The organism is Bradyrhizobium sp. BRP56 (genome assembly GCF_020194035.1).
GTDB lineage: Bacteria > Pseudomonadota > Alphaproteobacteria > Rhizobiales > Xanthobacteraceae > Bradyrhizobium > Bradyrhizobium australafricanum.
Genome location: NZ_JADYVV010000004.1, coordinates 170061 through 195785 on the forward strand (window position 1 = coordinate 170061; position 25725 = coordinate 195785).

Sequence of the window (25725 nt, forward strand, 5' to 3'; positions counted from 1 at the left end):
AGTGACGACGCTTCTGACGCGACGAGCTTGTACGTTACGGACTGATCTATTTCTTTCATAAACACCCGATTCAGCTAGTCTCCAACTAAGATAGCCCTGTTCGTTGAGCTGGCGGGCGGTATGAGATTGGACGCGCAGCGATGGGCTGTCTGCCGATGGCTACCGAACCCTTGTATATTCCTGCAGTACGAACCGTTGTCTCATCAATGCTCTCACGTAGCAGCGCAATCGAACGGTTCGATGCGCGACCGTCACTTTATCTCGGGCTGCTTCCTGGCACTGACCGCCGCGGGGTCGCCTTGCTCTGCTCAAGCTTGCTCGCCGCCGCGTTCACCCCTGTGAGGACTCCCCCATGAAATCACTCAAGCTAATCGGCTTTGCACTTGGAGCATCGATTGTGCTGTCCGCCGCGGCATTGGCTGAGGAAATCACCATCGCCGTCGCTGGACCGATAACCGGGGGCGAGTCCGCCTTCGGTCGGCAAATGAAGAACGGCGCCGAGATGGCGGTGGAGCAGATCAACGCTTCCGGCGGCGTACTCGGCAAGAAGCTAGCCCTCGACATAGAGGACGATGCCTGCGATCCAAAGCAGGCGAGGTCGGTAGCGGAAAAGGTCGCTGCTGCCAAGATCCCATTCGTTGCAGGGCACTTTTGCTCTTCGTCATCGATCCCAGCCTCGGAAGCCTATGCGGATGGCGGAGTGTTGCAGATCACGCCGGCTTCGACCAACCCGCTATTCACCGAACGCAAACTATGGAACGTGGCGCGCGTCTGCGGCCGTGACGACCAGCAGGGCCAGGTTGCCGCCCAGTATATCGCGAAGCAATTCAACGGCAAAAACATCGCAATTCTGAATGACAAGACGACGTATGGAAAGGGACTTGCCGACGAGACGAAGAAGGCACTCAATAAGGCCGGCGTCATTGAAAAGATGTATGAGTCCTATAATAAGGGCGACAAGGATTTCAATGCGATTGTCTCGCGACTGAAGCGTGACAATATCGACCTCGTCTATGTCGGCGGCTATCACCAAGAAGCGGGCCTTATCTTGCGCCAGATGCGCGATCAGGGCCTCAAGACCGTCCTGATGTCGGGTGACGCGTTGGCTGACAAGGAATATGCTTCGATTACCGGCGCAGCTGGAGCAGGTACGCTCTTCACTTTCGGGCCCGACCCACGCAAGAAGACGACGGCGGCTGCGATCGTCGATAAGTTCAGAGCCAAGAATATCGACCCCGAGGGCTACACGCTATATACCTACGCTGCGGTGCAGGTCTGGACGCAAGCCGCAACGAAGGCTGGTACCATAGACCCGAAAAAGGTGATGGGTACGATCAAAGCGGGCTCTTGGGACACTGTGATCGGCACACTGCAATACGACGCCAAGGGCGACATCAAGCAGCTCGACTACGTCGTTTATAGGTGGGACGACAAAGGTGGCTATAGCGAGACTAACCCGACCGCGTTCTGACTTATCTAAGTACCAGACATCAAAGTTAGCGTCCCCATGGAGGCAGGACGGGGATCAGTGTCGATCGATCGATTGCTCCAAGGCAGCAAGCTGCCGCCGGAACAAATTGAATGTCTGAGGTCAGCGTATGCTCGGACAATGCGCTCGCTCCGCTTGGTTGATCGAGACGACCCTATCGCCGAAATCGTCGCAAAAAAGGTCATCGAGATTGGCGCACGGGGAGTTGGCGATCCAGTAGAGATATCAAAGCGCGTCATCGAGCAGCTTGGTGTCCGCAGACCACCATCGGTCTAAAGCGGGCGCCGCGCATATGGGAAGTCTGGATCCAATTTCCGATCGATGCACAGCCTGCACCGGTTCGACGCCTCACGGGGCCAGACTCATTTGGAGCTGATAACTTGGCCCAACGCAGACGCTTAAGCGGCGGGCACGAGCGAGGCGTCCCTTCGCCTGACTGCAATCACCGGTTTCGGCTTATGGAGAGTTTCGACTATCGGGCCGCGCGACGCGCATTAGCTCGGGCGCTTCGTTCCACGAAAAAGGTCGACCGGAAATTGAGCGGCCCCGCCTCGGGGAAACAAGGCGGGGCCGCTCCCCCTCCCCCTGGGGCCGCCGCGCTGCGGGTCACAACGGAAATCGTCTAATTGCCGTCCTCTGTCATATATGATCACACGCCCAAGCGATTCACCTGGATTGCGGCTTCCGGTTCTCGCTACTTTCCGCGACATGCCGCAAGACGAGCTGAGAAAGCTGCACAACCAGATTCTTGAGACGCGCTATTTCCTGCCTGCACCGCGCCAACTCTCGTTCTTCTTCTGTCACTATCGACACTTCAGAGCGGTCCCCGGCCGCATGGCTCATGCTGGACCTCATTTCGAGCAGGTAATCACGAGCGACGGCTTAAGCACATCCTTTGCTTGGATAGTACTGGAGTCCCGTATTTTTACGCCGGTAAACACGGTACGCTGCGGTCGGACGATCTCGCTACCTCGGCTCAGTGTGCCATTGCGGTCACAGATCCGAGCGTCCCGTACAGAATCTTGGCAGGCATGACGACCAACATGATTGAGCAGAAGCGCCGACTCCCTTTCTCATCTGCGCGGCTTGAGCTCGTGGGGCTGCTGGACAATTGTCCATGCCCCTTTCATGCAGCAAGACGTCGCCGATGCGTGCGGCCTCTCGGCTGTGCAAGGGAATCGGACGATCCAGGAGCTTATGCTTAGGAAGCTCATTGAATGGAACGCCATGCTGTTGATTTTCAGCGAGATCAGTTCGAATTACTGGGGGAATTCCGCCCTCATATTTCCTGCGCTGACTTTTTTTCGGCCGCCGCTTCGTACTCTTCTTACAAGCAAATCAACAAGCGCACGCCAATTCCGATCCGTACCGACGCTATTCGACCTGCAGCCGCGTTCGCTCGGCTGTGCTTTCTGGAACTATTTGAGCGAGATTACAGCCTGCGCGACCTAACCTGAGGTTACGGTCGCAAGCTTCGTCGCTGCAGTGATCTGTGCGGAGGCTCCACAAACCGCGCTGGTAAAATCTCCAAGCGCTCACGTGGTACAAGCACAGGCACAGGCACATAAGCAGAATATGGCATGCATTGTTGCGCAGCTCGCGGTTTGATTAGCTGCCTGTGAGAAATCGGGAGTTCAGATTTTAATGGCGCGCGCCGCAGCTCAAACGACTTGATTCGTACCTAGCGTCACGTTGTAGCATCTCGAAGCAGGACGCGAGGGCCTCGGGCAAGCCAGCGGGGCTCCTCTGCCAGAGGCGCGACAACGACACCTAAGCGGTCGACTTTGCTTTACGACGATCGTCAAGATCATATCGATGAGATGAGTGGCGTCGAGGACAGATGATCCCGGGCTGTCCGCGCATTGGTGAATATCGCCTTGGTAAAAAAGGAAACAACGCCAGACCGACATCAATCGGTTCATGATTAGAAATTTGCGGTGAATGCATCACCGCAAATAACCGTCGGCAGCCCTCCCTCTGTCGACGCGAGCTGGCGCGACGCTTAGCAGCCTCGTTCGCCCAGACTGACTTCCGCCCGGCCCTCGAATGAGGCCGGGCTTTTTTTTAGATAAAATGCCCGGCTTTGCTGTTCCAGCTAACCCGCGTCTGATGATTTCGAAAAGTTCAGGAGATAACAGTCCTGGTGGCCTTCGAAATGCTGCCCGCATGGCCTTTGTGACGCTTAACCCAAGTAGCTCGCGAGCGCCCGCAAATTGTGCAGACACGTTTGCTCACCCACGTCAGCTACACAGGTTAGGTGGATCGGACAACCGCCCGACCCAGCCATCCGTCATATTCGCGCGGTAGTGGCTTGGACGGCCTTGAATCGTACGTGGCGTCACATTGTACGATCTCTCGGTAGTTCGCGACTGCCGCGCGTTCATCGTTGGCTATGGCAGTTATCTTGAGCAGCCGGTCACTGATCAATAGGGCTTTGATTGCGCATCGTCGATATTTGGTGTCAGAGGTGGGATAATGACGGCCGATATCGTTGACGTATGCGTTGTCGGGAGTGGTGCCAGCGGGTCGACCGTGGCCTACGAGATCGCCCAACACGGCTTGCGAGTACTGCTTCTCGAGGAAGGTCGGGCGCTTCCTCCCGGCGCCTCGCTGGCGAGCGTCCAAGATGGTATGGATCCCGCCCTCGTGAGGTCTGCGGCAGGTACGTTGACGTCGTTTGGACGTCCCTGGACCGTGTGCGCGCTCGGCGGCGGAATGACTTTGTATGCCGGAATAGCCTTCCGCTATCGGACGATCGATTTTGATGCGCGAGCGCACGTAGCCGGAGACGCGCTTGACCCTACCTGGCCGATCAACTACGCCGAACTACGCCCGTTTTACGAGGAGCTAGAACGGCGCATGGGAGTGGCCCGCCTAGCCGGAGCGGACCCATTCGAACCACCAAGCGATCCTCCCGTTCTGCCCCCGCATGATTACAGCGCGAAGGGGCGGTTGATCGCCGATGCCGGCGGACGCTTAGGCCAGGTGCCTTTTCCCACCCCGTTGGCAATCAACTCCGTACCCTATCGCGGCCGGCCAGCCTGTGATTGTGACGGACCTTGCAACGAACACCCGTGTCCTACCGGCGCCAGAGCCGACGCACGCTCGCCGTTCACAGATGTCGCCCTGCCGCCCGGTGCGCTGACGGTTGCAGTCGGCAGCAAGGCTGTACGCATCGATCTGGCCAACGTCAGCCGCGCGGGTTCGGTGGAATGGCTGGACACTCTCAGCCGACAACGTGCGCGGGTCCGCACCCGCTGCGTGGTACTCGCCGGAAATGCAGTGCAGTCTGCCGCCCTATTGCTAAGATCGGCTCAGCGGGCAGCGCCCAACGGCATCGGCAACGCCTCCGGCATGGTCGGCAGTGGCATCTCGTTCAAAATCAGCGGCTACGTGTCCGGTAGCATCGCAATAGATCCGATGTCCGCGCGCCCGGCCGGTGGCCCATTCTCCACCGTTGCGATCTCCGATCACTACCTGGACGAGGAGGCTCCTTCGGGACTCGGCGGAATGATCTACGAAGCAAGTCGGGTTGAGCGCACGGACCACGATGGAAAGATAACATTACGGCTGCATTTCCTGGCGGCCGACCAACCCATGCGCAACAATACGGTCCGACTGGCTACCAGCCTGGATCGGCTGGGTTTGCCGAAGATCATTCTCGATTACTGGACCCATCCGCTGGACAAACGCCGATTAGGCTATTTGTGCCGACGCGCGTCGAACTTGCTGGCGGAGGCCGGCGTGAAACAAGTCGATTTTCAGGATTCCAATTATCATTTCGGCAGTGGACATCTGCATGGTGGCTGCCGTGCCGGCGTCGACCCGACACAATCCGTGGTCGACCGCTGGGGCCGGGTGCATGACATCGACAATCTCTATGTCGCGGATGGCGGCTTCTTTCCCTATTCCGGAGGCGTCAATCCGACATTCACCATTCAGGCGAACGCCCTGCGGATCGCTCGAAGAATAGTCACGCAGCTCACCTAAGGGCATGATTATCAAACGGAGACGGCTGATGTCCATCGCCACCCCGACTGCAACCGCGGCCGCGACCGACACGCACAGATCAGCACTAAGCCGCGCGTTGCGCGTCACAGCGTCGGAAAAATGGGATCTCAACAGGCGTTTTCCGGTCGTCATGACGCGCGCTTCGGGTGCGCATGCATGGGACATCGATGGACGACAATATGTCGATTTCACTTCCTGTAGTGGTGCCGCGCCGCTCGGTGCCGGATACGAGCCGGTCCTGGCGCACGCCGCCGCCGAGATGCGCCGTACCGGCGGCATATTGCCTGGACCGCTGTCCGTGCACCGGGTCGAACTGGCCGAACGATTGGCGGAGATCTTCCCCGTCGCGGAACGCTCACTTTTTTTCCGCACGGGATCGTGTGCGACTACCGCCGCCGTCCGCCTTGCCCGCGCCTTCACAGGGCTGAACCATGTGCTTACCAGCGGATATCATGGCTGGCACGACTGGCAGTTGCAGGACCGACCAGAGATGGGGCTACCCAATCGGGACCGAGACAGCGTGGATTTTCGCTACAACCTGGACTTGCTCGACGAGTTGGCAAGCGTCCAGCGTGTCGCCGCGGTGATCATCACCCCCGAGGTCAACTTCTTCCCGCCCGAATACCATCAGGAACTACAGAGGCTGGTGCATCGGCACGGCGCCTTGCTCATCCTCGATGAGGTGATGACCGGATTCCGCTATGGCATTGGCGGCTACCACATGGCGGTCGGCGTCACGCCCGATCTGATCACGCTAAGCAAAGGACTGGCCAATGGAATGGCGCTATCCGCAGTCGCGGGTCGCGCGGACGTACTCGCCGCCGCCGAGAAGACATACATGGGCAACACCTACCAGCGCGAGGTTACCCCGTTCGCGGCCGCACTTAGCACCCTGCACGCTTTGCGCGACGGGATCTTGCTGGCTCGGATGCGCGAGGTTGGCGAGCAACTGATCAAGGGGCTCAACGAGGTCTTCGTCAGACAGCAGGTCGCGGCATGGGCATTCGCCTGGCCGACTATGTTCGATGTCGTATTTGCCAACGCCGAACTTGGCCATGCCTTTTTCCAGCAGATGTGGGCCCGGGGTTTCCTCATGCAGTACGGTGGCCGCTTCATGCCATCGGCGGCGGTATCCGACGCCGATGTAAAGGCGGCTGTCGAGGCCGCTGGAGAGGCCCTGCCAGCCGCTCTGTCCCGTACGGAGAGTACCAGCGGCGACCCGGATCCAGTCGCGGCCGCTGTACGGTTCGCCAGGGATCATTTCGTGGCCACCCCGGGGGCTGTTCGGCGCTGGTTCGCCGGGCCCGTCTGCGGATGAGCAGGCATTTTCCAACAGAGAACACCGTCATGCCGCCGCTCAATCCATTTTCCACATCGCCGGTGCTGCTCGGCGGCGAGAACCGCTCGGGCACCACATTGCTGAGCATCGTGCTGGATTCGCATCTGGATCTGGTAGCCGGGCCGGAGATCGACTTCCTCGAACCGCCCAATCTCGGCACTCACATCTTGAGCGCAATTGACCTCCTGGCGGCCGGCGATTCCCGTGTCGCCGGCATGACCAAAAACACGGTCGATCCGTTCTGGTATGATGGGGTGCATTTTGTGGTCCAGTGCCGCCGGTTCGGCCTCGACTTCGATGATATGCGTGGGTTGGTCAGCAAGGTGATGGTCGAGATGGGCGACGACATTGTTTCGTTCGCCGCCCGATGCCGCCTTATCAACGAGATGGGCGAGTTGCGCCGAGCTCGTAGTGGGGCCCGGCGCTGGGGCTTGAAACTGCAGCGCAACATTGCCCAGACCGACGCCTTCGCCCGGCAGTGGCCGCGCGCACATTTCGTGCATATCGTACGGGACGGCCGCGACGTTGCCGCTTCTCATCTGAAAACCGTTCCTGATTGGGGATACCGAACTGTTGCGGACGCCGCGCGCGGTTGGCTGGAAGTGGTATCTCAACCACACAGAATCGCGCCGCCTGGCCGCTATCTCGAGATGCGTTACGAGGATCTTGTAAGCAGTCCCCGTCCCACTCTGGCCCGAATCCTGGATCATCTCGGCTTGCCTTGGGATGAGGCCGTGCTGCGTCACGCTGAATACGAGCACGTATTGTTCGAACAACCGCACGGCCATCCGGCCGCCGAGGCTGCGGGGAAGCCGCTGCACCGAGGCAGGATCGGTCGTTACGTCCAAGATCTGACGCGAGCCCAGATCGAGGAATTCGAGCAGATCGCCGAAAGTGAGCTGAGCCGACTGGGGTATCTGTCGGCTCCCCGCCTGTCTGGCGACGCGTGAGCCGCCCGCGCTGTTCCGCCGCGCCTCGTGGACTGCCACGAAGCTATCTTGCGCTGCTCGTCGGCCAGACCATTTCGCTGCTGGGCTCTAATGTAACCATGCTGGCGCTGCCGCTAACCGCAATCACGTTGCTGGACGCGGGACCGGCGCAAACGGGGCTGCTGCTGGCCTGCGGTCGAGCGCCGTACCTGGTGGTGAGTCTGTTCGCCGGGGTCGTCGTGGACCGCCTCCCGCATCGGCGGATCCTTTTGACCGCCAATCTGGTGATGGCGGCGACGCTGGCCACAATTCCCTTGTTCGCCAACCTTGGACATCTCGGACTGGTTCAGTTGTACACGACGAGCATGCTGGTTGGGGTTGCCGCAGTGATCGCTGACGTGGCTTATCTGGCGTGCATACCCACCCTGCTAGATCGCTCACAGCTGGTTGGGGCACAGAGTTCATTGGAGCTCAGCCAAGCGGGCGCGATGGCAGCAGGTCCGTTCCTGGCCGGTTGGCTCGTCAACGAATTCTCTGCCCCGACCGCAATACTGGCGGACTCGATTTCATTTTTGCTTGCCGCCGCGTTGCTGTCTCTGGTGCCCCTGCGTAACGCTGGGTGCTCGGAGGCCGCGCCGAGAGCGGTGCTCGGCCAAGTCGCCGAGGGTTTGGCAAGCCTGTTCGGCAATCCGATTTTGCGGGCAGTCACGTTGGCCAGCGGCACATTCATCTTTTGGCACAACGCGTATTCTGCGGTGTTTCTGCTGCATTTGACCAAGGATCTCGGGTTTGACAGCCGGCTCGTCGGCATGGCGCTCGGCATCGGTGCGCTTGGCGGTGTGGTCGGCGCGGCTAGCTCACCGCGGGTGGGCCGGGCGATCGGCCTCGGCCCAACTTTAATGTTCGGTTTGGCGGTGAGCGCCGGCGGAATGAGCTTGGCGGCCCTGCTCACCCAGCCCTGGTGGGCCGCAGTGGCATGCGTGACCCTCTCTCAATTCATGCTTTGGACCGGCCAAGGGATCTACAACGTGCAGCAGGTTCCCATTCGATATGCGTTGGTCCCGCCGCACTTACAGGGCCGGATCAATGCGAGTATCCGCAGCGTGGTGTGGGGACTGGCCTCACTGGGGGCGCTGGCCGGCGGCGCGGTCGCTGCTGCGACGAGCCTGCGTACCACGTTGCTCGCGAGCAGCGTGCTTGGCATGGCCTCCATAGTGTGGATTTGGCGGCTGCGCCAGGCGGGCAGCGTGCGTCTATGACCGCGACGGACTGGCTCATGGACATCAAAGAATTTGGCGATCTTGATCGGCAGCCTGGGCGGCTCATGGTTTGGCGGATCAACGTCCCCGAGCCGATCAGCTGGCGGGCTGACCCGCGCCGCCCGTCCCATGTGCAAGAGGAACATCTTCGCTCTGCGGACGATGGCCGACCGGGCTGGCTCGGCGCAGCATTCGAGTTGCCAGGCGAGCTCAACGCCGCTGCGCTGACCAAAGCGATCCTCGGCTGGGTCGATCGGCACGAGGTATTACGCAGCCGATTGGCCAAGGATGGATCGGCAATGCATCGCGCCACGATTGATCCAGGCGCTTCAGCGCTTGAGCAAACCGTGGTGAGTGACTGCGCCGATAGCGGCGAAACTGCTCAGTTGCTCGAAAAACTGTTTGACGCGGAGACCAACCCGCTGCGCTGGCCGGCGTATGTCTTCGTGACGATCAGCCGGCCGACATCCACGAGCCTCCTGCTCGCCTCCGACCACTCTGTTAGCGATGCCTACTCGATGGCCTTGGTACCGTATGAGATCCACGAACTATACACAGCCGCGATCCGTCGAGTGGAACCCAAGCTGGCGGCGGTGCACAGCTATCTGGATCACGCCGAGGCCGAACGAGAGCGACTGACCGATCTAACCGATGACCATCCTGCTATCGGCCATTGGCGCGATCTGATCGCGGCGAACGGCGGTCAATTGCCGGACTTTCCGCTATCATTCGATAAGCCGGAGAGATCCTTGCAGCGGAGCGGAAAAATGTGGTTGCTCGATGCGGCTGGCGCATCCGAATTCGATCGCGGCTGCAGGTCCCAGGGCGGAAACGCGGCGACGGGAATTTTCGCCTGTCTGGCGCTGGCAGGAAAGACACTGGCGAACCAACGACAATTCCACGCCGTTGCGCCCTTTCACACCAGGTACGATCTGCGCTCGATGCGTTCGATTGGATGGTATGTCGGGATGAGCCCGGTGAGCTTCCGGGTGGCCGATACGTTGCCGGAAATCCTGAACGCCGCCCGGTTCGAACTCAAACGCGCCAAGAAAACGGCTCAGGTGCCATTTTCAAAGGCCATGGAGCTGCTCGGCACCACACTGCGCGACCGTTTCATGGTATCCTATATGGACAATCGGACGGTGCCCGGATCGGACCGCTGGCCTCACTGGCGGACGCGATTTCTGATTAGCCGCAGCTCCGATGCTTGCGAGACATACCTGTGGATCAGTCGCTGGCAGGACGGAATTTCCGTGAACTTTCGCCACCCTGGTACCATAACCGCGCAAAGTGCAATGGATGACTATCTTGCTGAAGTGGCAGCGCAGGCCCATCTGATCAGCGGCGCCCGTTCGCTGCCGCGGCTCTCAATCGACTGACAGGGTGGCACGGAGTTAGGCGTTCTTGACCAAGAACCGTTCGCGTTACGATCGCGGTCATTCGTGCGTGGCGACCAGAAGCGAGCTAAATTCAGCAGCATGCCGATAGCGCCACCTGCTCCGAGGCGGGCATAAGCATAGGCCCTATCTACTCTATCTTTTGGTTCGGGCGACTTTCTTGCGAGCGATCAAGATGATCCTCGCTAGGCCAAGTCGACAACATTCTTGCTCCGCAGTGTAGCATTCACGGTGCCGACAAGCATGTCGGATTTAAAACAACTCAGATATTGCAATCAATTGCGAGCTAGCATCCTCATATCCATGTCCTTTCTACATTGAGCTCGCGATGGCACAGTCATTGCAATTCTTCATTCAAAGAATAGACTCCCCCCGCACGGCAGGCCACTGATGCTTCGGGATCATGCGCTGCTGCAAGCATACTCACACATGATGGCGCAGAATCTCACCGACGATGCTTTGTACCAGCGACGTATCGCAGATTGCGGGCTGCAGCCGATGAGGGGCGACAAACTCGCTATGCACCGCCCGACTAGCGAAGGGCTGAACGCGAATGTTTCAGCATGCCTTCTCATCGACGAACAATAGCGACCCTAAGCGTGTAATCGAAGTGGCGCATCTTAAGGATCTACGAGAACTGATGCAGTCGCTTTGGCATTTGTTCGAAGCAGTGGATCGGCTTCCTAGAGGACCAGAGCATACAGCAGCAGTTCAGACGATTAAACGCTTTGAGCGCCAGTTGGCAGTGTTGGTTCAGGCATCTGAGAACGCTCGAGCTGCTCGCCTCAGAGGCGCGGGCCGTACCAGCCCGCCAAACAAATGATCTCCAAACAATCACAAAAGTTATCGAGGGTTCCACCTACGTGCGCTATCGCCAAAGCCTGCATGGCCACCGCGACGAGAAGGGAACGTTGGAACGCGCCTGTCCGGACCGCAGTATCCATTCGCTTGGCGTTCGGCCGTCCTGTAGCGCCACGCTGCAGAGAACCGGGGCAGGTCTTCCAGCGGTAAATGAGGGCCGGATATGTGGCAGGCGTTAGAAGCGCGTATTCTTGAGCAATACATCACCCTCTACAGCACGGGGATAATGAGCCGCTACTTCGAATGACGGCAATAGATCAAGAATGGCTTGTAACGACAGTTGCCCTTCGTAGAGCTCCCGGTCGCTATATTCCGTGTAGATGAATCGCGTGTTGCTCAAGGTCTGCATGCCGCCGGCGATCACATCGGCTTCGGCGCCCTGGACATCCATCCAGATGAAATCCACCGTGTTCAGCCCAGCTTCGTTGCACCAATCGTCAAGCCGCCGCGTTTGAACCTGGACGGGGCCATCGAAACGAACCCAATCATACTCGGTAAGATGATTTTTCGGGCGGCGTATCGAACCGGAAAGGTCCCACTCCTTCGCATCACCATCTGCATTGCTTGGATGGAAATCGATCGTTCCATTTCGATCGCTGATCGCGATTTCAAGCAGTTTTACCTTAGCCAGGGACGGGCCCAGCTTCGTTTTGAAACGCGCGATCGCTCTGGGGTCCGGCTCAAAGCTGTAGATTTGAGCTTGCGGGCACAGGTTGAGGAAATGTTGGGTATCGGTTCCGTCATTGCAGCCGATATCCAGGATAACAGGATTCGGTTTCTGAAGAAGTGAGACGATGTGCTGGTGTACTTCTACAGACGACACTGTTTGTCTTTCCATTGGCGCAAGGATCGGGTGAGTTTCATTCTCGATACCGCAATCACACGCCGGACGCTCCTGCACAACGTATATCAACGTATATATTTAATGTGCTCGCCCAGCCCCTTCATCCATGGCGGCGACCAATTTGAAACGAACAGGAGCCTGTCACTGGGAACGCCCCAGCAATTGCCCTGCAACGACAGCTTTATCAGGGGCAATCGGGACCTGCACGAGGAGCGAATAGCAGATTCCGATGTGCCTCCAGTGCCAACGGATCGGCTTCGTCGCACTTTAGAGCGGCCGCTTTTGATGGGGCGGTTTCGGGCAGGTTGTCGCTTCCTGAATGACAATGGCAATCTCCTCGAGCGCAGTTAACGACCGGGCCGAATATCACGCTGCCAGCTAACGGCTGCCTTTTCCCAATTCGCGCAGCCGCGACTTTTCGATATCGCAGTCATGGATTGCTCGGCCTGAAGCGGACGCGATCACGCTGAACGTTCCTGGGGACGACTCCAGGTCGGCCGATCGCGGCTTAAGGATGACCATCTGACTCCTCGCACGGCTAAGCGTACCGCTCCAATACGTATATCAACCGGCAACAGCATATTATCAGTCGTTGGTGCACGCATTCCGACGCGCTGCTGCACCGAGTTTGTCCGGATCCAGACAATCATCGTTTCTCGAAGGCACGCACATACCACGAAGCCTTCGCAAAACTGCACTGTGCGCGAGGCACGAAGATTGCTTTTTGTGGACGGCATCGGCACCCGCGCTTCGCAGCATCGATGATGCGGTGACGAGTTATGAGACGGCGTCGCTTCGCCTTTGAGAGACACAACAACCTTGGCAGGGAGCAGTGACAGCTGAGCCACAGGAGAGAGGAACAATTGGCCGTTGGCGATCGCCTCGGCGCGGCCGGCGGCGGACTTCATAGCCATGCCAGTCGATAGGCTGATTCGACAATCACGATACTTTCTGCACCTGTGTTTCGTGGGCCTCGTATTGCTTGCCGGCATATCCATGCTGGTGGCGAGTATGTATGTGGCGCCCGTCACCTGCTCCAGTGACTGCAGTTCGGGGAGTTCTCGAGCAAAGTTCTCGCTATCAATCCTGGATTTCAAGCAATCGCAACGACGTCCCGTGCCGACCAGAGCTGTCGTCGACCTCTTCTGCCTCGATCAGACCGCTGCTCCGCAGGCTACCGACAGCTTTCCAGCACTCTCGTACCCTCGCCGCTGGACGAAGTCGCTGAGCAGCGATGACCAACAACCGAACTGCATTCGTCGCATTCCAGAACAATGTGCGGAGGATCAGCTTGCGGATTTTGCCGGAATAAGGGTTACCGGGCAGCAGCGTCCGAAACTCTATGGGGATTGGCTTGCCATTTTTGATCCGATATCCATTGTCGCCTTGCGGGGAAGCCATACGTTTACATCCTTGAACGGCACCAGGATCACCTACACCCTGATCATGGCCTTTAATGCCAGCCGTGACGCCTTTGGGCCTCAGGTGTACATGGACGCAGGCAATAAAGCTGCGGTTTGCGCGATCTCGCCGTCCGACACGGAAACAATCTCGGGGTTGCGGAATTCGTTGGCTGACGCTTTTGTGCAAGAGGCCGGCGATCCCGGCAGAGGATTTCCCCCCGTAAACGTGGAACGATCCATGGCTGACAATTGGGCTACCGAGGCGACGAATGGCATTCTGAGCCGTTGTCTGCTGGCCAGGAATGGTGGAGCCGCTCCAATAATGATAGCCGCTCATGGATTAGGGTATTGACCATGATTGAGTTCAATCTGTCCCGGGACCACCATTTTCAGGGACAATTCTGCAAATCAAAGACACGGGTGATACTTGCTGCCAGGTGGCACCAACGTTCTGGCGTCAAATGTGAAGCAGCACTGATCCTGGCAAACGCAGCACCGGCAATTGAAAGCCACTGATTGCTTTGTTGGCCGCCAGCAACGCGCAGATCTAATCGGCCTTCATAGAAGTAAACCCGGCCAGAAGACGGCGGCAATTCATCAAGGTTCGCTGAGGGCGAAACACATACACGACGAGCACAAGATCGTCAGACCGAACATCGTGGCGAACTGAAGGGTCCTCCGGTAGGGCAGAGCCGGCGGACTAGCTTGGCGGTTGCCTTCATGAGGTTGGTAACTCGCGCGGCAACGAGCGTTCTAGTTCATCGCGCCTACGAGCGTGAACACCGGCCGACAACGCGCTGTGGTAGCGGTAATTGCACGAACTAAAGCTTCGAGCATCGTCACCATTGACAATTCGTGTCGTGGCTGCGCCGATCCGCGTCAAATCCGAGACGTCAATGTCTCAGAATTTACAGTCATGGCTCGCCAACGTCAGCAAAGATGCAATGGCACGTCGATTGCTTCAGATGTGAGACATTCCGTTCTGTCGATGACGGCTCGCAATCCCGTAAAGGCTCAGATGGACTCGTCCGATTGATTGGAATAAATGCTATATTGGAGCCGTCGCGAGGATCGTGCTGCGCGAGAGTCAGCCGGGATTGTCGCCGTTCTTCTCCCGCTCGGCAGGTATGCCTTACTGAGCCAGCGACACCTCTGGAGTGGACAGTTGCGATCGCTGGCCGCCGTGGCTTAATGCTCATGGTCGCGGGTGTTGTTGCGACTGCCTGTGCCGTCATTGCGCCCGCGACCGCATCGGCGCAGGGTTTCATCTATAATCAACACCAACCGCGAGCTAACAGGGCAAACCTGATCGACGACAATCACATGCTCGTGCAGGCGGGCGAGATTGATTACGACTATAACAACTCGCGCATCTCGGCCGTCGGCAACGTCCAGATGTTCTACAACGGCACCAGCGTCGAGGCCGACAAGGTCATCTACGATCAGAAGACCAAGCGTCTTCATGCCGAAGGCAACATCCGCATGACCGATGCGGAAGGCAAGATCACCTACGCCAACATCCTTGATCTCAGCGACGACTACCGCGACGGGTTCGTCGATTCGCTGCGCGTCGACACTGAAGACCAGACCCGCATGGCGGCGACCCGCGCCGATCGGTCCAGCGGCAATTACACGGTGTTCGACAACGGCGTTTATACCGCCTGCGCGCCCTGTAAGGATGATCCGAAGAAGCCGCCGCTCTGGCAGGTCAAGGGCGCGCGCATCATCCATAACCAGACCGAGAAGATGCTCTATTTCGAGAACGCCCAGCTCGAATTCTTCGGCGTTCCGATGGCGTATCTGCCCTACTTCTCGACGCCCGATCCGACCGAGAAGCGCAAGAGCGGCTTCCTGATGCCGGGCTTCACCACGTATTCGGCGTTCGGCGTCGGCGTCGAAATCCCCTACTACTTCGCGCTCGCGCCGGACTTCGACGCGACGTTCAATCCGCGCATCACCTCGAAGCAGGGCGTGCTGTTCCAGGGCGAATTCCGCCAGCGCCTGTCGAACGGCGCCTATCAGATCCGGCTCTACGGCATCGACCAGCTTGATCAAGGCGCCTTCGCCGGCCAGCCCGGTGATCGCCAGTTCCGCGGCGGCATCGAGACCAAGGGTCAGTTCGCGCTGAACGACAAATGGACCTGGGGCTGGGACGGCGTGCTGCTGACCGACTACTACTTCATGTCCGATTACCGGCTGGCCCAGTACAAGGATCCGTTCGGATCGTTCCTGTCGCTGCCGACCGAGGCGATCTCGCAGCTCTATCTGATCGGCGTCGGCAACCGCAGCTTCTTCGACGCACGCGCGATCCATTATCGCAGCTACTCCGGCAACCAGAACCAGGTTCCGGTGGTCGCGCCTGTTATCGACTACAACAACGTGATCAACAGCCCGATCTTCGGTGGCGAGTTCAGCTACAAGGTGAACTTCACCAACCTGACCCGCGAAACCGCGGTGTTCGACCCGATCACGACGACGGCCAACACCAACGGCCTGTGCCTGACCACATCCGCGGACCCGATGGCGCGGGCGCCCTCGCGGTGCCTGCTGCGCGGCATGCCGGGCACCTACACAAGGCTGACCGCCGAGGCGCAGTGGCGTAAATCCTATACCGACCCGCTCGGCCAGATCTGGACGCCGTTCGTCGGCGTCCGCGCCGATGCCATCCACGCCGACATCTCGAACCAGCCGGGCGTTTCCAATTTCCTGCCGGTCGGCGATACCCAGACGGTTCGCCTGATGCCGACCGTCGGCTTCGAATACCGCTACCCCTTCATCAACGTGCAGCCGTGGGGCACGACGACCATCGAGCCGATCACGCAGGTCATCATCCGGCCCGACGAACCAAAAGCCGGCAAGCTTCCTAACGAGGACGCACAAAGTTTTGTATTCGACACCAGCAACCTGTTTGCGGTCGACAAGTTCTCCGGCTACGATCGCGTTGAGGGCGGCAGCCGCGCCAATGTCGGCGTGCAGGCCACCAACCAGTTCGATCGCGGCGGCAGCGTCAACGCGATGTTCGGACAGTCTTACCAGATGTTCGGGTTGAACTCGTTTGCGGTCGCGGACGTCACCAACACCGGCATCGATTCCGGCCTGCAGAATCCGCGCTCGGACTATGTCGCGAGCCTCGCCTACTCGCCCAACCGCACCTACACGTTCAGCGTCCGCTCGCGGATGGACGAGGCGACCTGGAACATCAACCGGTTCGAGGCCCAGGCCAGCGCGAACTTCGACCGCTGGTCTGCAAGCGTGACGTATGGCGACTATGCGGAGCAGCCGGAGCTCGGCTATCAGGCCCGCCGCGAGGGGATTATGACCACCGGTTCGCTTAAAGTCGCCGCAAATTGGGTGGTGACGGGTTCGGCGCGTTGGGATCTCCAGTCCAACAAGATCAATCAGTATGTTTTCGGCGCTGGCTATGTCGACGATTGTTTCGTTCTGGCGGCGAACTACGTAAGTTCCTACAACTACTCCGTTGGTTCGGGACCGCCAGTGCTGAACAAGACCTACCTTCTCACTCTCGGTTTACGAACGATCGGGATAAACTCGGTCAATTTTTGAACGACGGTGTATCACTTCCGGAGGGGGACAATTCACAATGCGACTTCTGGAAAAGCACACTGCTTCTTTACGGAAGCCGGTCTGAATCGAGACAGTTGGCACATCTGTTATTCCGCCAACATCATATTCATCGAGCGGAGCTTCTTGACGAACTCTTCAGTATCGCACGCATCGCCGTACCAAGCTGCCTGGAGACAATGTCTGGCAAACTAATCATTTGCAGCCCTGCCAGCATCGGTCTGAACTCTGGACCAGCCGGCGGCAAGACATTTCTGCAATGCTCATCGGATCCATTTTTTCGCCAATCGGAGTTGCAAGGGATTGCCGCTCTGGCACGCGGCTTTGATCAAAGTAATCTCCGCCACTGCAATCGAGAACCGTGGAGCCAATATGGCCGGATTTGACGATACGCAGTGTCATGTTCGCAACAGCTTGGCTGGTTGAGTACATGACGGCGTCTGTTTCCGACTGACACACACAGGCCATGCGTGCGATTCAGTTGAACCGCGGGCAGAGTCGCTCCGCTCGTCTTTGGCCTGGCTCTTGCAATAATGGTGCTGCTCAGAAAGCGCCCATCGTCAACTTGTTCAATGCTCAGGAGGCCTACATGAATTTCCGTCCGCTTCACGACCGCGTCGTGGTCAAGCGAATCGACGCTGAAGAGAAGACAGCTGGCGGCATCATCATTCCCGACACAGCCAAGGAAAAGCCATCGCAGGGCGAAGTCGTCGCGGTTGGCCCAGGCGGCCGTGACGAGACCGGTAAGCTGATTCCGATCGATATCCAGGTCGGCGATCGGGTGCTGTTCGGAAAGTGGTCAGGCACCGAGGTCAAGGTCGACGGTCAGGAGCTGTTGATCATGAAGGAGAGCGACATTATGGGCGTTCTCACCGATGTGTTTTCGACGAAGAAAGCCGCCTAGTCCAGCGCTCCACATCCGTTCAGCCCTTGACGAACGCCTTGCCCCGGGGCGCGTCGAAGGATGAGAGATTAAACTGAGGAATTTCGATTATGTCAGCCAAGGAAGTCAAGTTCGGCGTAGAAGCGCGAGACCGCATGTTGCGCGGTGTCGACATTCTCGCCAACGCCGTACAGGTCACTCTCGGTCCAAAGGGCCGCAACGTGGTGCTCGAGAAATCGTTCGGCGCCCCCCGCATCACCAAGGACGGCGTCGCCGTCGCCAAGGAGGTGGAGCTCGAGGAGAAGTTCGAGAACATGGGTGCCCAGATGGTGCGCGAGGTGGCGTCGAAGGCGGCGGATGCTGCCGGCGACGGCACCACCACCGCGACCGTGCTTGCGGCTGCCATTGTGCGCGAAGGCGCCAAGTCGGTCGCCGCCGGCATGAACCCGATGGATCTGAAGCGCGGTATCGACCTCGCGGTCGAAGCCGTCGTTGCGGACCTCCAGAAGAACTCGAAGAAGGTCACCTCGAACGAGGAGATCGCCCAGGTCGGCACCATTTCGGCCAACGGCGATGCCGAGATCGGCAAATTCCTCGCCGACGCCATGAAGAAGGTCGGCAACGAGGGCGTGATCACGGTCGAGGAAGCCAAGTCGCTCGAGACCGAGCTCGACGTCGTCGAGGGCATGCAGTTCGACCGCGGCTACATCTCGCCCTACTTCGTCACCAACGCCGACAAGATGCGCGTTGAGATGGACGACGCCTACATCCTGATCAACGAGAAGAAGCTCTCCTCGCTGAACGAGCTGCTCCCGCTGCTCGAGGCCGTGGTGCAGACCGGCAAGCCGCTGGTCATCGTCGCCGAGGACGTCGAAGGCGAAGCCCTCGCCACCCTCGTCGTCAACCGCCTGCGTGGCGGCCTGAAGGTCGCGGCCGTCAAGGCTCCGGGCTTCGGCGATCGCCGCAAGGCCATGCTGCAGGACATCGCGATCCTGACCGGCGGCCAGGCCATCTCGGAAGACCTCGGCATCAAGCTCGAGAACGTCACGCTGCAGATGCTCGGTCGCGCCAAGAAGGTGATGATCGACAGGGAGAACACCACGATCGTCAACGGCGCCGGCAAGAAGGCCGACATCGACGCCCGCGTTGCCCAGATCAAGGCGCAGATCGAGGAGACCACCTCGGACTACGACCGTGAGAAGCTGCAGGAGCGTCTCGCCAAGCTCGCAGGCGGCGTCGCGGTGATCCGCGTCGGCGGCGCGACCGAGGTCGAGGTGAAGGAGCGCAAGGATCGCGTTGATGACGCGATGCACGCGACCCGCGCGGCTGTCGAGGAAGGCATTCTCCCGGGCGGCGGCGTCGCCCTGCTCCGTGCCTCCGCGCAGCTCAAGGGCCTGCGCACCACAAACGACGACCAGAAGACCGGTGTCGAAATCGTGCGCAAGGCGCTGTCTTGGCCGGCTCGGCAGATCGCGATCAACGCCGGTGAAGATGGCTCGGTCGTGGTCGGTAAAGTCCTGGAGAAGGATCAGTACTCTTACGGCTACGACGCGCAGACCGGCGAGTACAGCAACCTTGTCTCCAAGGGCATCATTGACCCGACCAAGGTCGTGCGCATCGCAGTCCAGAACGCCTCCTCGGTGGCGGCGCTGCTGATCACGACGGAAGCGATGGTTGCCGAGCTGCCGAAGAAGATCGCGCCCGGTCCCGCGATGCCTCCGGGCGGCGGCATGGGCGGCATGGACTTCTGATCCCTCTCTTAAAGATTCGACAGGCAGAACCCTGGCAGCAATGCCGGGGTTTTCTTCGGCCAAGCTTGCACCAGGGAGCCATTGCCAGCCCGAAGTGGATTAGCGGTTGCCCCCCGAGAACGCCAACGCCGAAGCCATCAAGCCGTTTAATCAGCGGCGATCCGGCTCAGACCTAAGTTGGTAAGTCCGACTTTTCTCCTGACCCCTTGGTCTTCAAATGGATCGGCTTCCGACATGACGGTGGGTGAACCTGCGAGATATGCTGTAGAATTGCGCTGATCGAGCGCGAATTGAATTCACCGATCAACGAAGCATATCAATGACGTCCCATGAGCGATAATTATTGGATCCCTCAATTCCGCGCATGATGCAGAAGCGATCGCACCTGCCTACCGCTCGACGGCGCCGATGACGAGCAGCTTCGCGGGCTATCAGGGTTTTTTCCGATCCCGCAGACCAAAGCGCCGAGGGTTAGGGGCCAACGGAACCACTGAGGAACGGGGCAGTTTAGGGTTAAGATACCTAGGAAGCCTGGGTTCCTCGCTGAGATTCACACGTGTTATTTTCAAAGCTCTATTCGCTCCTAATGATCCCGCGTGCGATAGGCGATCGCTTGCCGGCCCCGGAAAACGGTTTGGCGCTCTCGGTTGCGCCGATCGGTCCGGAAATGAAACGAGAGGAATTTACGACCGTTCGCAATCTTTTTGTCGATCGCTCATTGTTTGTAGATCAAGCTAGCTTGTCAGCTACGGTTTTCATCGAACGACTTAGCGGCAATTTTCGCCGATGGTAGCCGTAGATCCGAACATCTTCGCGGATCTGCTCGCTAACCGAACGCACGATACGTTTCTTCCGCCAGTTCCTGTTGAGATCGATCGGAATGGAATTGCCTCGAGGAACGACGAGAAGGTCGTTCCGTTCGTTCAAGTAGACGTCGTACATGAAAGTCCTCGCTCAGGGTCAACATAGGCCGAAGCTCCGGCTTATTGGTGACTTGGACGACACAGTCTGAAGAAAGCCGAAGAGGGCGCCTTGCTCTCGGAATGCCGAGGCTAGGAGGGACGATTTCTGCTTCATCTAGAAAGCAGGGACGAAGCCGAAAGAAACTCCGGATTGGGTCATCTTCCCGATCGCGCGTGTCGCAGGTCTGGGCTTGGCTCGTTGCAAGCTCGTCGTTGCCTGATGGTGCCGGGCTATGCGATTAGTTCTGGCTTTCCGTGCTTGCTTTCTAGTGATCCGGCTGGCGTCGATGACCTCGTGTCTATTTTTGAGCTCAGTTGGCATTACTGACCGCTCATTTTCGGGATGACTCATTTTTGAAATGAAGGAAGTTACAGACATCATAACATTCTATGTCATTCAAGCGGAAGCCATACGACGATATGTGGTTCACCAGAAAGACCGGATCGAAAGCGAACGCCCGGAAACCGTTGGAGCAATCTAATCGAACATAGTCATCCGTGCGCGCCACCCCCTGAACGGTGATGCCACAAAGGTCATAGTATTCGCGGCGAGCCACCGTAGCCGCCTCGCTCGTCGAAAAGAGCGACAAAGCTAGATCAAAAGGCGATTTACAGACCAGCGACAGGAATTCCATCGGCGCATCCATCGTGCCAATAAAATTAAATGGCAGTATGCAGAGCACCTTTCCATCATAGCGGCGCATTATCTCGTCGATTAGCCGCGTTCTCTTGAAAAATTTTCTGGCCTCGCAGCGGATAACCGCTCCTCTCCTGCTCTTTAACCGGCGAATACGAGGTGGATTGATTTCGATGCCAAGATAATCATTGTCATCGTTCTTGATGCCGATAAGGCGGTAGCCATTACAACCTACTTCTATGATCAGCTTGTAGTGGGTCGTGCACAGGAGATCGAGGTAAAATAGTCTCTCACGATGATGAAATTGACGCACCTCGGCAGTGAAGTAGCTGGGACGCATGAGACGCACGCCCTCATCGCCTAGGTAGATCGCTCGATTGACTTGCTGGGATCGGAGCGTGGAGGAGTTCACCGGTGCCTCATATCATCTCTTGCGGATGAGACGTAAAGCCTGCGGCATCGTCGTCCCATCGCCGTAGTCAATTCGTCGCTCAGCATTTTCGCGGCTGACGCCATATCTGCGATAGTCTGCTCGGGGCAGATGAGGTCCACCACTGTCCCGGCCGGCGTCCAGCTCTCGGGCAGGTCAGTTACGTCGATGGTGATAAGGTCCATCGAAACGAAGCCGACGATAGGCGCACGACGACCATATATGAAGACATGCCCTCGATTACCCAGATTACGTGGAAAGCCATCTGCATAACCAATCGCGGCGGTCGCGACCCGCATCCGCTTCTTTACTGTGTAGGACCTGAAGTATCCAATCGCTTCCCCATGCTCGACTTTACGGCATTGAATAATTTGCGTTCGCAGATGAACAACTTGCATTGGCTTGAAATCGGGATCATCTGACGCCGCGAAGCCGAAAATTCCTCCCCCCGATCTCACGAGGTCAAAATGAAACTCACGTCCGGCGAACAATCCGGCCGAATTCGATAGAGAAAGAATCGCATTCGGGAACAGATGGGAAAGTCTGCGAAACCGATTTAGTTGCTGGAGACAGATCTCGTTTCGCCACTCTGCACAGGCGAGCTGACTCATCAACAGCACGACAGGAAATTCAGATAGTCCACTTCTATTTTCGGCGATTGTGTGCAACTCATCAGTGGAAAAACCCAATCGAGACAGGCCGGTGTCGACATGAACTCCTGCCGGCAGCGCGCGATTGCGAAGTCGGCAATGCCGAAGCCAGGCCTCCAATTGTTCCTTGCTGTTGAGAATCGGCAACAAATTGTGCTGCTCGGCCGCCGACTCCATACCCGGCCTAGCGCCGTAGAGCATATAGATCCTTGCCGATGATGGCAGCACATCGCGCAGGGCAATGCCCTCCTCCACATCGGCGACGAAAAAATGCGCGCAGCCGAGGGACGCCAGGAAGGGCGCTATACGTGTCGCGCCAAGACCGTAGGCATCGGCTTTGACAACGGCGCCGCAAGCGCTGCGAGGCGCAAGCGCCTGGCACTTTCGATAGTTGGATTCAATGGCGCTGAGATCAATAATCATGGTCGATCTCGACGTCTCACGAACGGCATCTGCAAGTTCGTAGTAGGGATTGGCTTCGAGACCGATCGGCTTATGTCTTTTCATCACGCTACGCCGAAGACTATCGATGGTGAGAATACAGCGATCCAATTGCCTCTTCCGCGCACGCCGGCCCAAAACGAAACCCGTTACCTGAACCACCGCCAATGACAGACAGACCGGCGACATCTTGAGCCGGGCGAAAGAACGGGACACCATCGTCAGAATAGCAGTCGCAAAAAACACGCGCTGATGCTACTGCGGGGATGTCAGGAGAAAACCATTTCGTCAGGATTGCGGTGGCGCGCGCGAGATCATCCGAACTAACGTGCAGCCCACCTGGGTCAGGCCTCACATCCCATTCTTGCGAGGTGAAACTGAACAGCCAATACCCCTCCTCGATCATAGGAATTAGGAACGCATAGTCATCAAACAAGCCTATCATTGGACAGTTCGTAGTGGGGTGCGCCGCCAAGTGAAGCGCGACGACCTTTTTAACTCGCAACCGCGGCTCATTGGCGAGGTGCGCGCGCAACGGCGAGTCTGGCAGCCATGGACCAATTGCAAGAACGCCCCGTCTTGCCCGGAGTTCGCTATGATCAGAGCTCTCAAGGAGAAGATGGCTCGGTCTTTGCCGTATCCGCGCAATCGATGTGCGTTCCCGTATCGACGTCCCGACAGCCCCGAGCCTTTGGGCCAGGTCCTGAACAATTGAATTGACTGGACAGTAAGACCCCCGATCCAGCGCCACGACCATATCGCCGGGAATCAAAAACTGCGGCAGCGAGGAAAGTCTCTCCCTGAGTGCAAAAGAAGTCGATGGGACGGTGCTAACCACACAGCTCGTTCGCGTGAGTTCTTCCGGATCGCGCGTCAACCACAATACGTCGCAGTCTCGACCGCCGGGCCGCCCATGGGGATAGATCTCTCGCCAAATCTTTGTACCACGATTGAGGAGGCTTCTTTCCTTTTCATTGCGACCGATGTTGATTTGGATTCCGGGGGCAAACCCACTGGCACCTGCCCCAACGGTCTCTCGATCGACGATGACGATTCTATCCCTTGGCCGGCTGCTCGCTGCAATAAAGGCGGCACTCAGGCCCATGACGCCGGCGCCAATGACCGCCAGGTCGTAAATGCTGTCGGTCATCGACCTCCCTCCCAGGCGATAGACAAAGCGCTCAGGACTTCGCTGCCGCGGTTTTCCAAATAATGGGTTCGATGCGGCTGCAGAAACACCAGATCGCCTGCCTTGATAGCCAATTCTCCATCGTCGGTTATCACACGACCTTTCCCGCTCGTGATGCGCCAGATCTCGCAGGAAGAATGGGAATGAGGCGTCGACACAGCGAACGGATCCAGCTGGAATTCGATGAGCTCGACGGGACAAGGGGTCCCGGAATCACCGATTTCTTCAACGTGCTGCAAGACGACACCGGGGCTATAGACAATCATGTCGCCCAAGGCCATCAACCGTGCATTCTTCATGGCATACTCCGAACGATCCAGTTGTCGTGGCAGACCTGTTTGCCGGTCAGCAGGAGCCGTCGAAGCCAACGCTACTCCACTCGATGACGCCAGTTCCCGGCCCGCAATTGTAGGCTACGCGGCCGATGATCGAATTGAGGATTAGCGAAGCGCGCCAAGGGACCAGGCTTAGATTTGTATCAGCGATGCCATGCTGAAGGCGTGCGCCATTCTGGACGTACAAGCGGCACTTTTCGGGACCATCAAAACGAGCCGAGAACTCCTTATCGACCACGATTTCTTGAGAGCCACCCGGAGCATTCAAGACCTTGAACCGACCTGCGATCGGCTCAAGAAACGATGGGATTTCGGTGCGGTAGCCTGTGGCCAAGACGACAATGTCTGCGACATGTTGTGAACGAGTGCCTGTCTTCCGCTGACGCAAACCCAAGCGAAAGGGAGACATGCCGCGCAAGTCCTCCGCCGTAGTGTCCACGTATATCTTTACGTGCGCCGGGTAGGAGCGTCTATGAACCTCGCGGTCGTACAGCGCATTGTAGATAGCGCGCAGCGTCGAGCAGTTCACGCCATCGCTCGCCAACGATTGTCGCTCAAGAATTTGCTTCCGGGCGGCTTCACTCTGGTCAAAGAACCAATCACCATGCTGCGGAAAGAACCATTCATTGACGAAAGGACTGTCTTCGAGCGCGAATATGCTTGCGCGGCGCGTCACCCAGGTCAGTGCTCCCAATCGACCGCATGCACCACTGAGGAGATGAAGGAATATTTCAGCCCCGCTTTGGCCGCCACCTACGACCACGACACGCTTGCCGGAAAGCTCACGTCGCCGCAGGAGAAGGGTACTCCCGTGAAACACCTCATTTGGCGGCGCATTCCTGCCCCACTCAGGAACATACGGTACCCTGCCCACGCCAAGCACAATCGTAGCGGTTTGGTAATTGCGGCAATTCGTTATGATCTTAAAGACCTCGCCGCGCAGTTCGACTGCGCTCACGTGCTCGCCGAATTGAATGTTCGCCAGCTTCGCCGCTGCCCAGCGCAAATAGTCCTCAAATTCACTACGGGTAACAGACGCCAGTCCCCGAACAATAGCTTGATAAAGTCGCTTCTTATCATGCAAGTAGGCGAGGAAACTGTATGCACTCGTCGGATCAGCCGGTGTGACCAAGTCCTTTAGCGGGCTGGTTTGCATGACGGCACCTGCCAAAAGCAGACCGGGATGCCACTTTACCTTCTCTGAGCTCTCAAGGACGTTCAACGAGATGTCCAGAATCGGAGCCGCGAGCGCTGCCAGACTCAGATTAGCCGGCCCCGCACCGATCGCGATGACGTTATAGCTGTCGGCGTGCTTCAGCATCTCATGATCCCT

Annotated in this window: 19 protein-coding genes; 11 read left to right on the top strand and 8 right to left on the bottom strand. The window is 58.2% G+C overall.

Annotation, left to right across the window (positions count from 1 at the left end; all coding sequences use genetic code 11):
* Positions 1-352: 352 nt before the first annotated feature.
* The 7 genes from I6F38_RS05205 (at position 353) to I6F38_RS05235 (ending at position 10406) form a co-directional block, all read left to right on the top strand.
* Entirely contained in the window at positions 353-1471 is a 1119-nt protein-coding gene (locus tag I6F38_RS05205) for a branched-chain amino acid ABC transporter substrate-binding protein (RefSeq protein WP_225159312.1), read from the top strand.
* Positions 1472-2706: 1235 nt separating this feature from the next.
* Positions 2707-2946, top strand: coding sequence for a hypothetical protein (locus I6F38_RS05210; RefSeq protein WP_225159313.1), 240 nt, complete (start codon positions 2707-2709; stop codon positions 2944-2946).
* A 1018-nt stretch (positions 2947-3964) separates the two neighbouring features.
* On the top strand, positions 3965-5479 hold the full coding sequence (locus tag I6F38_RS05215; RefSeq protein ID WP_225159314.1) for a GMC family oxidoreductase: 1515 nt from the start codon (positions 3965-3967) through the stop codon (positions 5477-5479).
* Between the two features lie 28 nt (positions 5480-5507).
* Positions 5508-6818 (top strand): aminotransferase class III-fold pyridoxal phosphate-dependent enzyme, encoded by a 1311-nt coding sequence (locus I6F38_RS05220; protein ID WP_225159315.1) that lies wholly within the window; start codon positions 5508-5510, stop codon positions 6816-6818.
* Between the two features lie 29 nt (positions 6819-6847).
* Positions 6848-7789, top strand: a complete 942-nt coding sequence (locus I6F38_RS05225) for a sulfotransferase (protein ID WP_225159316.1) — start codon at positions 6848-6850, stop codon at positions 7787-7789.
* Positions 7786-9027, top strand: coding sequence for an MFS transporter (locus I6F38_RS05230; protein ID WP_225159317.1), 1242 nt, complete (start codon positions 7786-7788; stop codon positions 9025-9027). Before I6F38_RS05225 ends, I6F38_RS05230 begins: the two co-directional genes overlap by 4 nt.
* 17 nt (positions 9028-9044) lie before the next feature.
* Positions 9045-10406 carry a condensation domain-containing protein gene (locus I6F38_RS05235; protein WP_225159318.1) on the top strand — a complete coding sequence of 454 codons (1362 nt, stop codon included), beginning with the start codon at positions 9045-9047 and terminating at the stop codon, positions 10404-10406.
* A gap of 1054 nt (positions 10407-11460) precedes the next feature.
* On the opposite strand, the gene I6F38_RS05240 is transcribed toward I6F38_RS05235, so the two are convergent.
* Positions 11461-12108, bottom strand: coding sequence for an FkbM family methyltransferase (locus I6F38_RS05240; protein ID WP_346657091.1), 648 nt, complete (start codon positions 12106-12108; stop codon positions 11461-11463).
* 891 nt (positions 12109-12999) lie between these two features.
* Between I6F38_RS05240 and I6F38_RS05245 the strand changes: the two genes are divergently transcribed.
* Complete coding sequence (locus tag I6F38_RS05245) at positions 13000-13884, top strand: hypothetical protein (RefSeq protein WP_225159319.1); 885 nt, start codon at positions 13000-13002, stop codon at positions 13882-13884.
* A gap of 839 nt (positions 13885-14723) precedes the next feature.
* Positions 14724-17096 carry an LPS-assembly protein LptD gene (locus I6F38_RS05250; protein WP_225159320.1) on the top strand — a complete coding sequence of 791 codons (2373 nt, stop codon included), beginning with the start codon at positions 14724-14726 and terminating at the stop codon, positions 17094-17096.
* A gap of 213 nt (positions 17097-17309) precedes the next feature.
* Here I6F38_RS05250 and I6F38_RS05255 read toward each other — a convergent pair whose 3' ends face one another.
* Entirely contained in the window at positions 17310-17546 is a 237-nt protein-coding gene (locus I6F38_RS05255; RefSeq protein WP_225159321.1) for a hypothetical protein, read from the bottom strand.
* A gap of 157 nt (positions 17547-17703) precedes the next feature.
* Between I6F38_RS05255 and groES the strand changes: the two genes are divergently transcribed.
* Positions 17704-18018, top strand: coding sequence for a co-chaperone GroES (gene groES, locus I6F38_RS05260; protein WP_137484070.1), 315 nt, complete (start codon positions 17704-17706; stop codon positions 18016-18018).
* An 89-nt stretch (positions 18019-18107) separates the two neighbouring features.
* Positions 18108-19748, top strand: coding sequence for a chaperonin GroEL (groL, locus tag I6F38_RS05265; RefSeq protein WP_225159322.1), 1641 nt, complete (start codon positions 18108-18110; stop codon positions 19746-19748).
* Positions 19749-20477: 729 nt separating this feature from the next.
* On the opposite strand, the gene I6F38_RS05270 is transcribed toward groL, so the two are convergent.
* The 6 genes from I6F38_RS05270 to I6F38_RS05295 form a co-directional block, all read right to left on the bottom strand.
* Positions 20478-20690: a hypothetical protein gene (locus I6F38_RS05270; RefSeq protein WP_225159323.1), complete on the bottom strand. Its 213-nt coding sequence runs from the start codon at positions 20688-20690 to the stop codon at positions 20478-20480.
* 352 nt (positions 20691-21042) lie between these two features.
* Positions 21043-21759: a hypothetical protein gene (locus I6F38_RS05275; protein ID WP_225159324.1), complete on the bottom strand. Its 717-nt coding sequence runs from the start codon at positions 21757-21759 to the stop codon at positions 21043-21045.
* A complete protein-coding gene (alr, locus tag I6F38_RS05280) occupies positions 21756-22934 on the bottom strand; it encodes an alanine racemase (protein WP_225159325.1) in 1179 nt (392 codons plus the stop codon). Before alr ends, I6F38_RS05275 begins: the two co-directional genes overlap by 4 nt.
* A gap of 16 nt (positions 22935-22950) precedes the next feature.
* Positions 22951-24018, bottom strand: a complete 1068-nt coding sequence (locus I6F38_RS05285) for an FAD-dependent oxidoreductase (RefSeq protein WP_225159326.1) — start codon at positions 24016-24018, stop codon at positions 22951-22953.
* Complete coding sequence (locus I6F38_RS05290) at positions 24015-24356, bottom strand: cupin domain-containing protein (RefSeq protein ID WP_225159327.1); 342 nt, start codon at positions 24354-24356, stop codon at positions 24015-24017. Before I6F38_RS05290 ends, I6F38_RS05285 begins: the two co-directional genes overlap by 4 nt.
* A gap of 46 nt (positions 24357-24402) precedes the next feature.
* The gene (locus I6F38_RS05295; RefSeq protein WP_225159328.1) at positions 24403-25713 is read right to left on the bottom strand and encodes a SidA/IucD/PvdA family monooxygenase; all 1311 of its coding nucleotides are present in this window, start codon (positions 25711-25713) and stop codon (positions 24403-24405) included.
* Positions 25714-25725 lie beyond the last annotated feature (12 nt).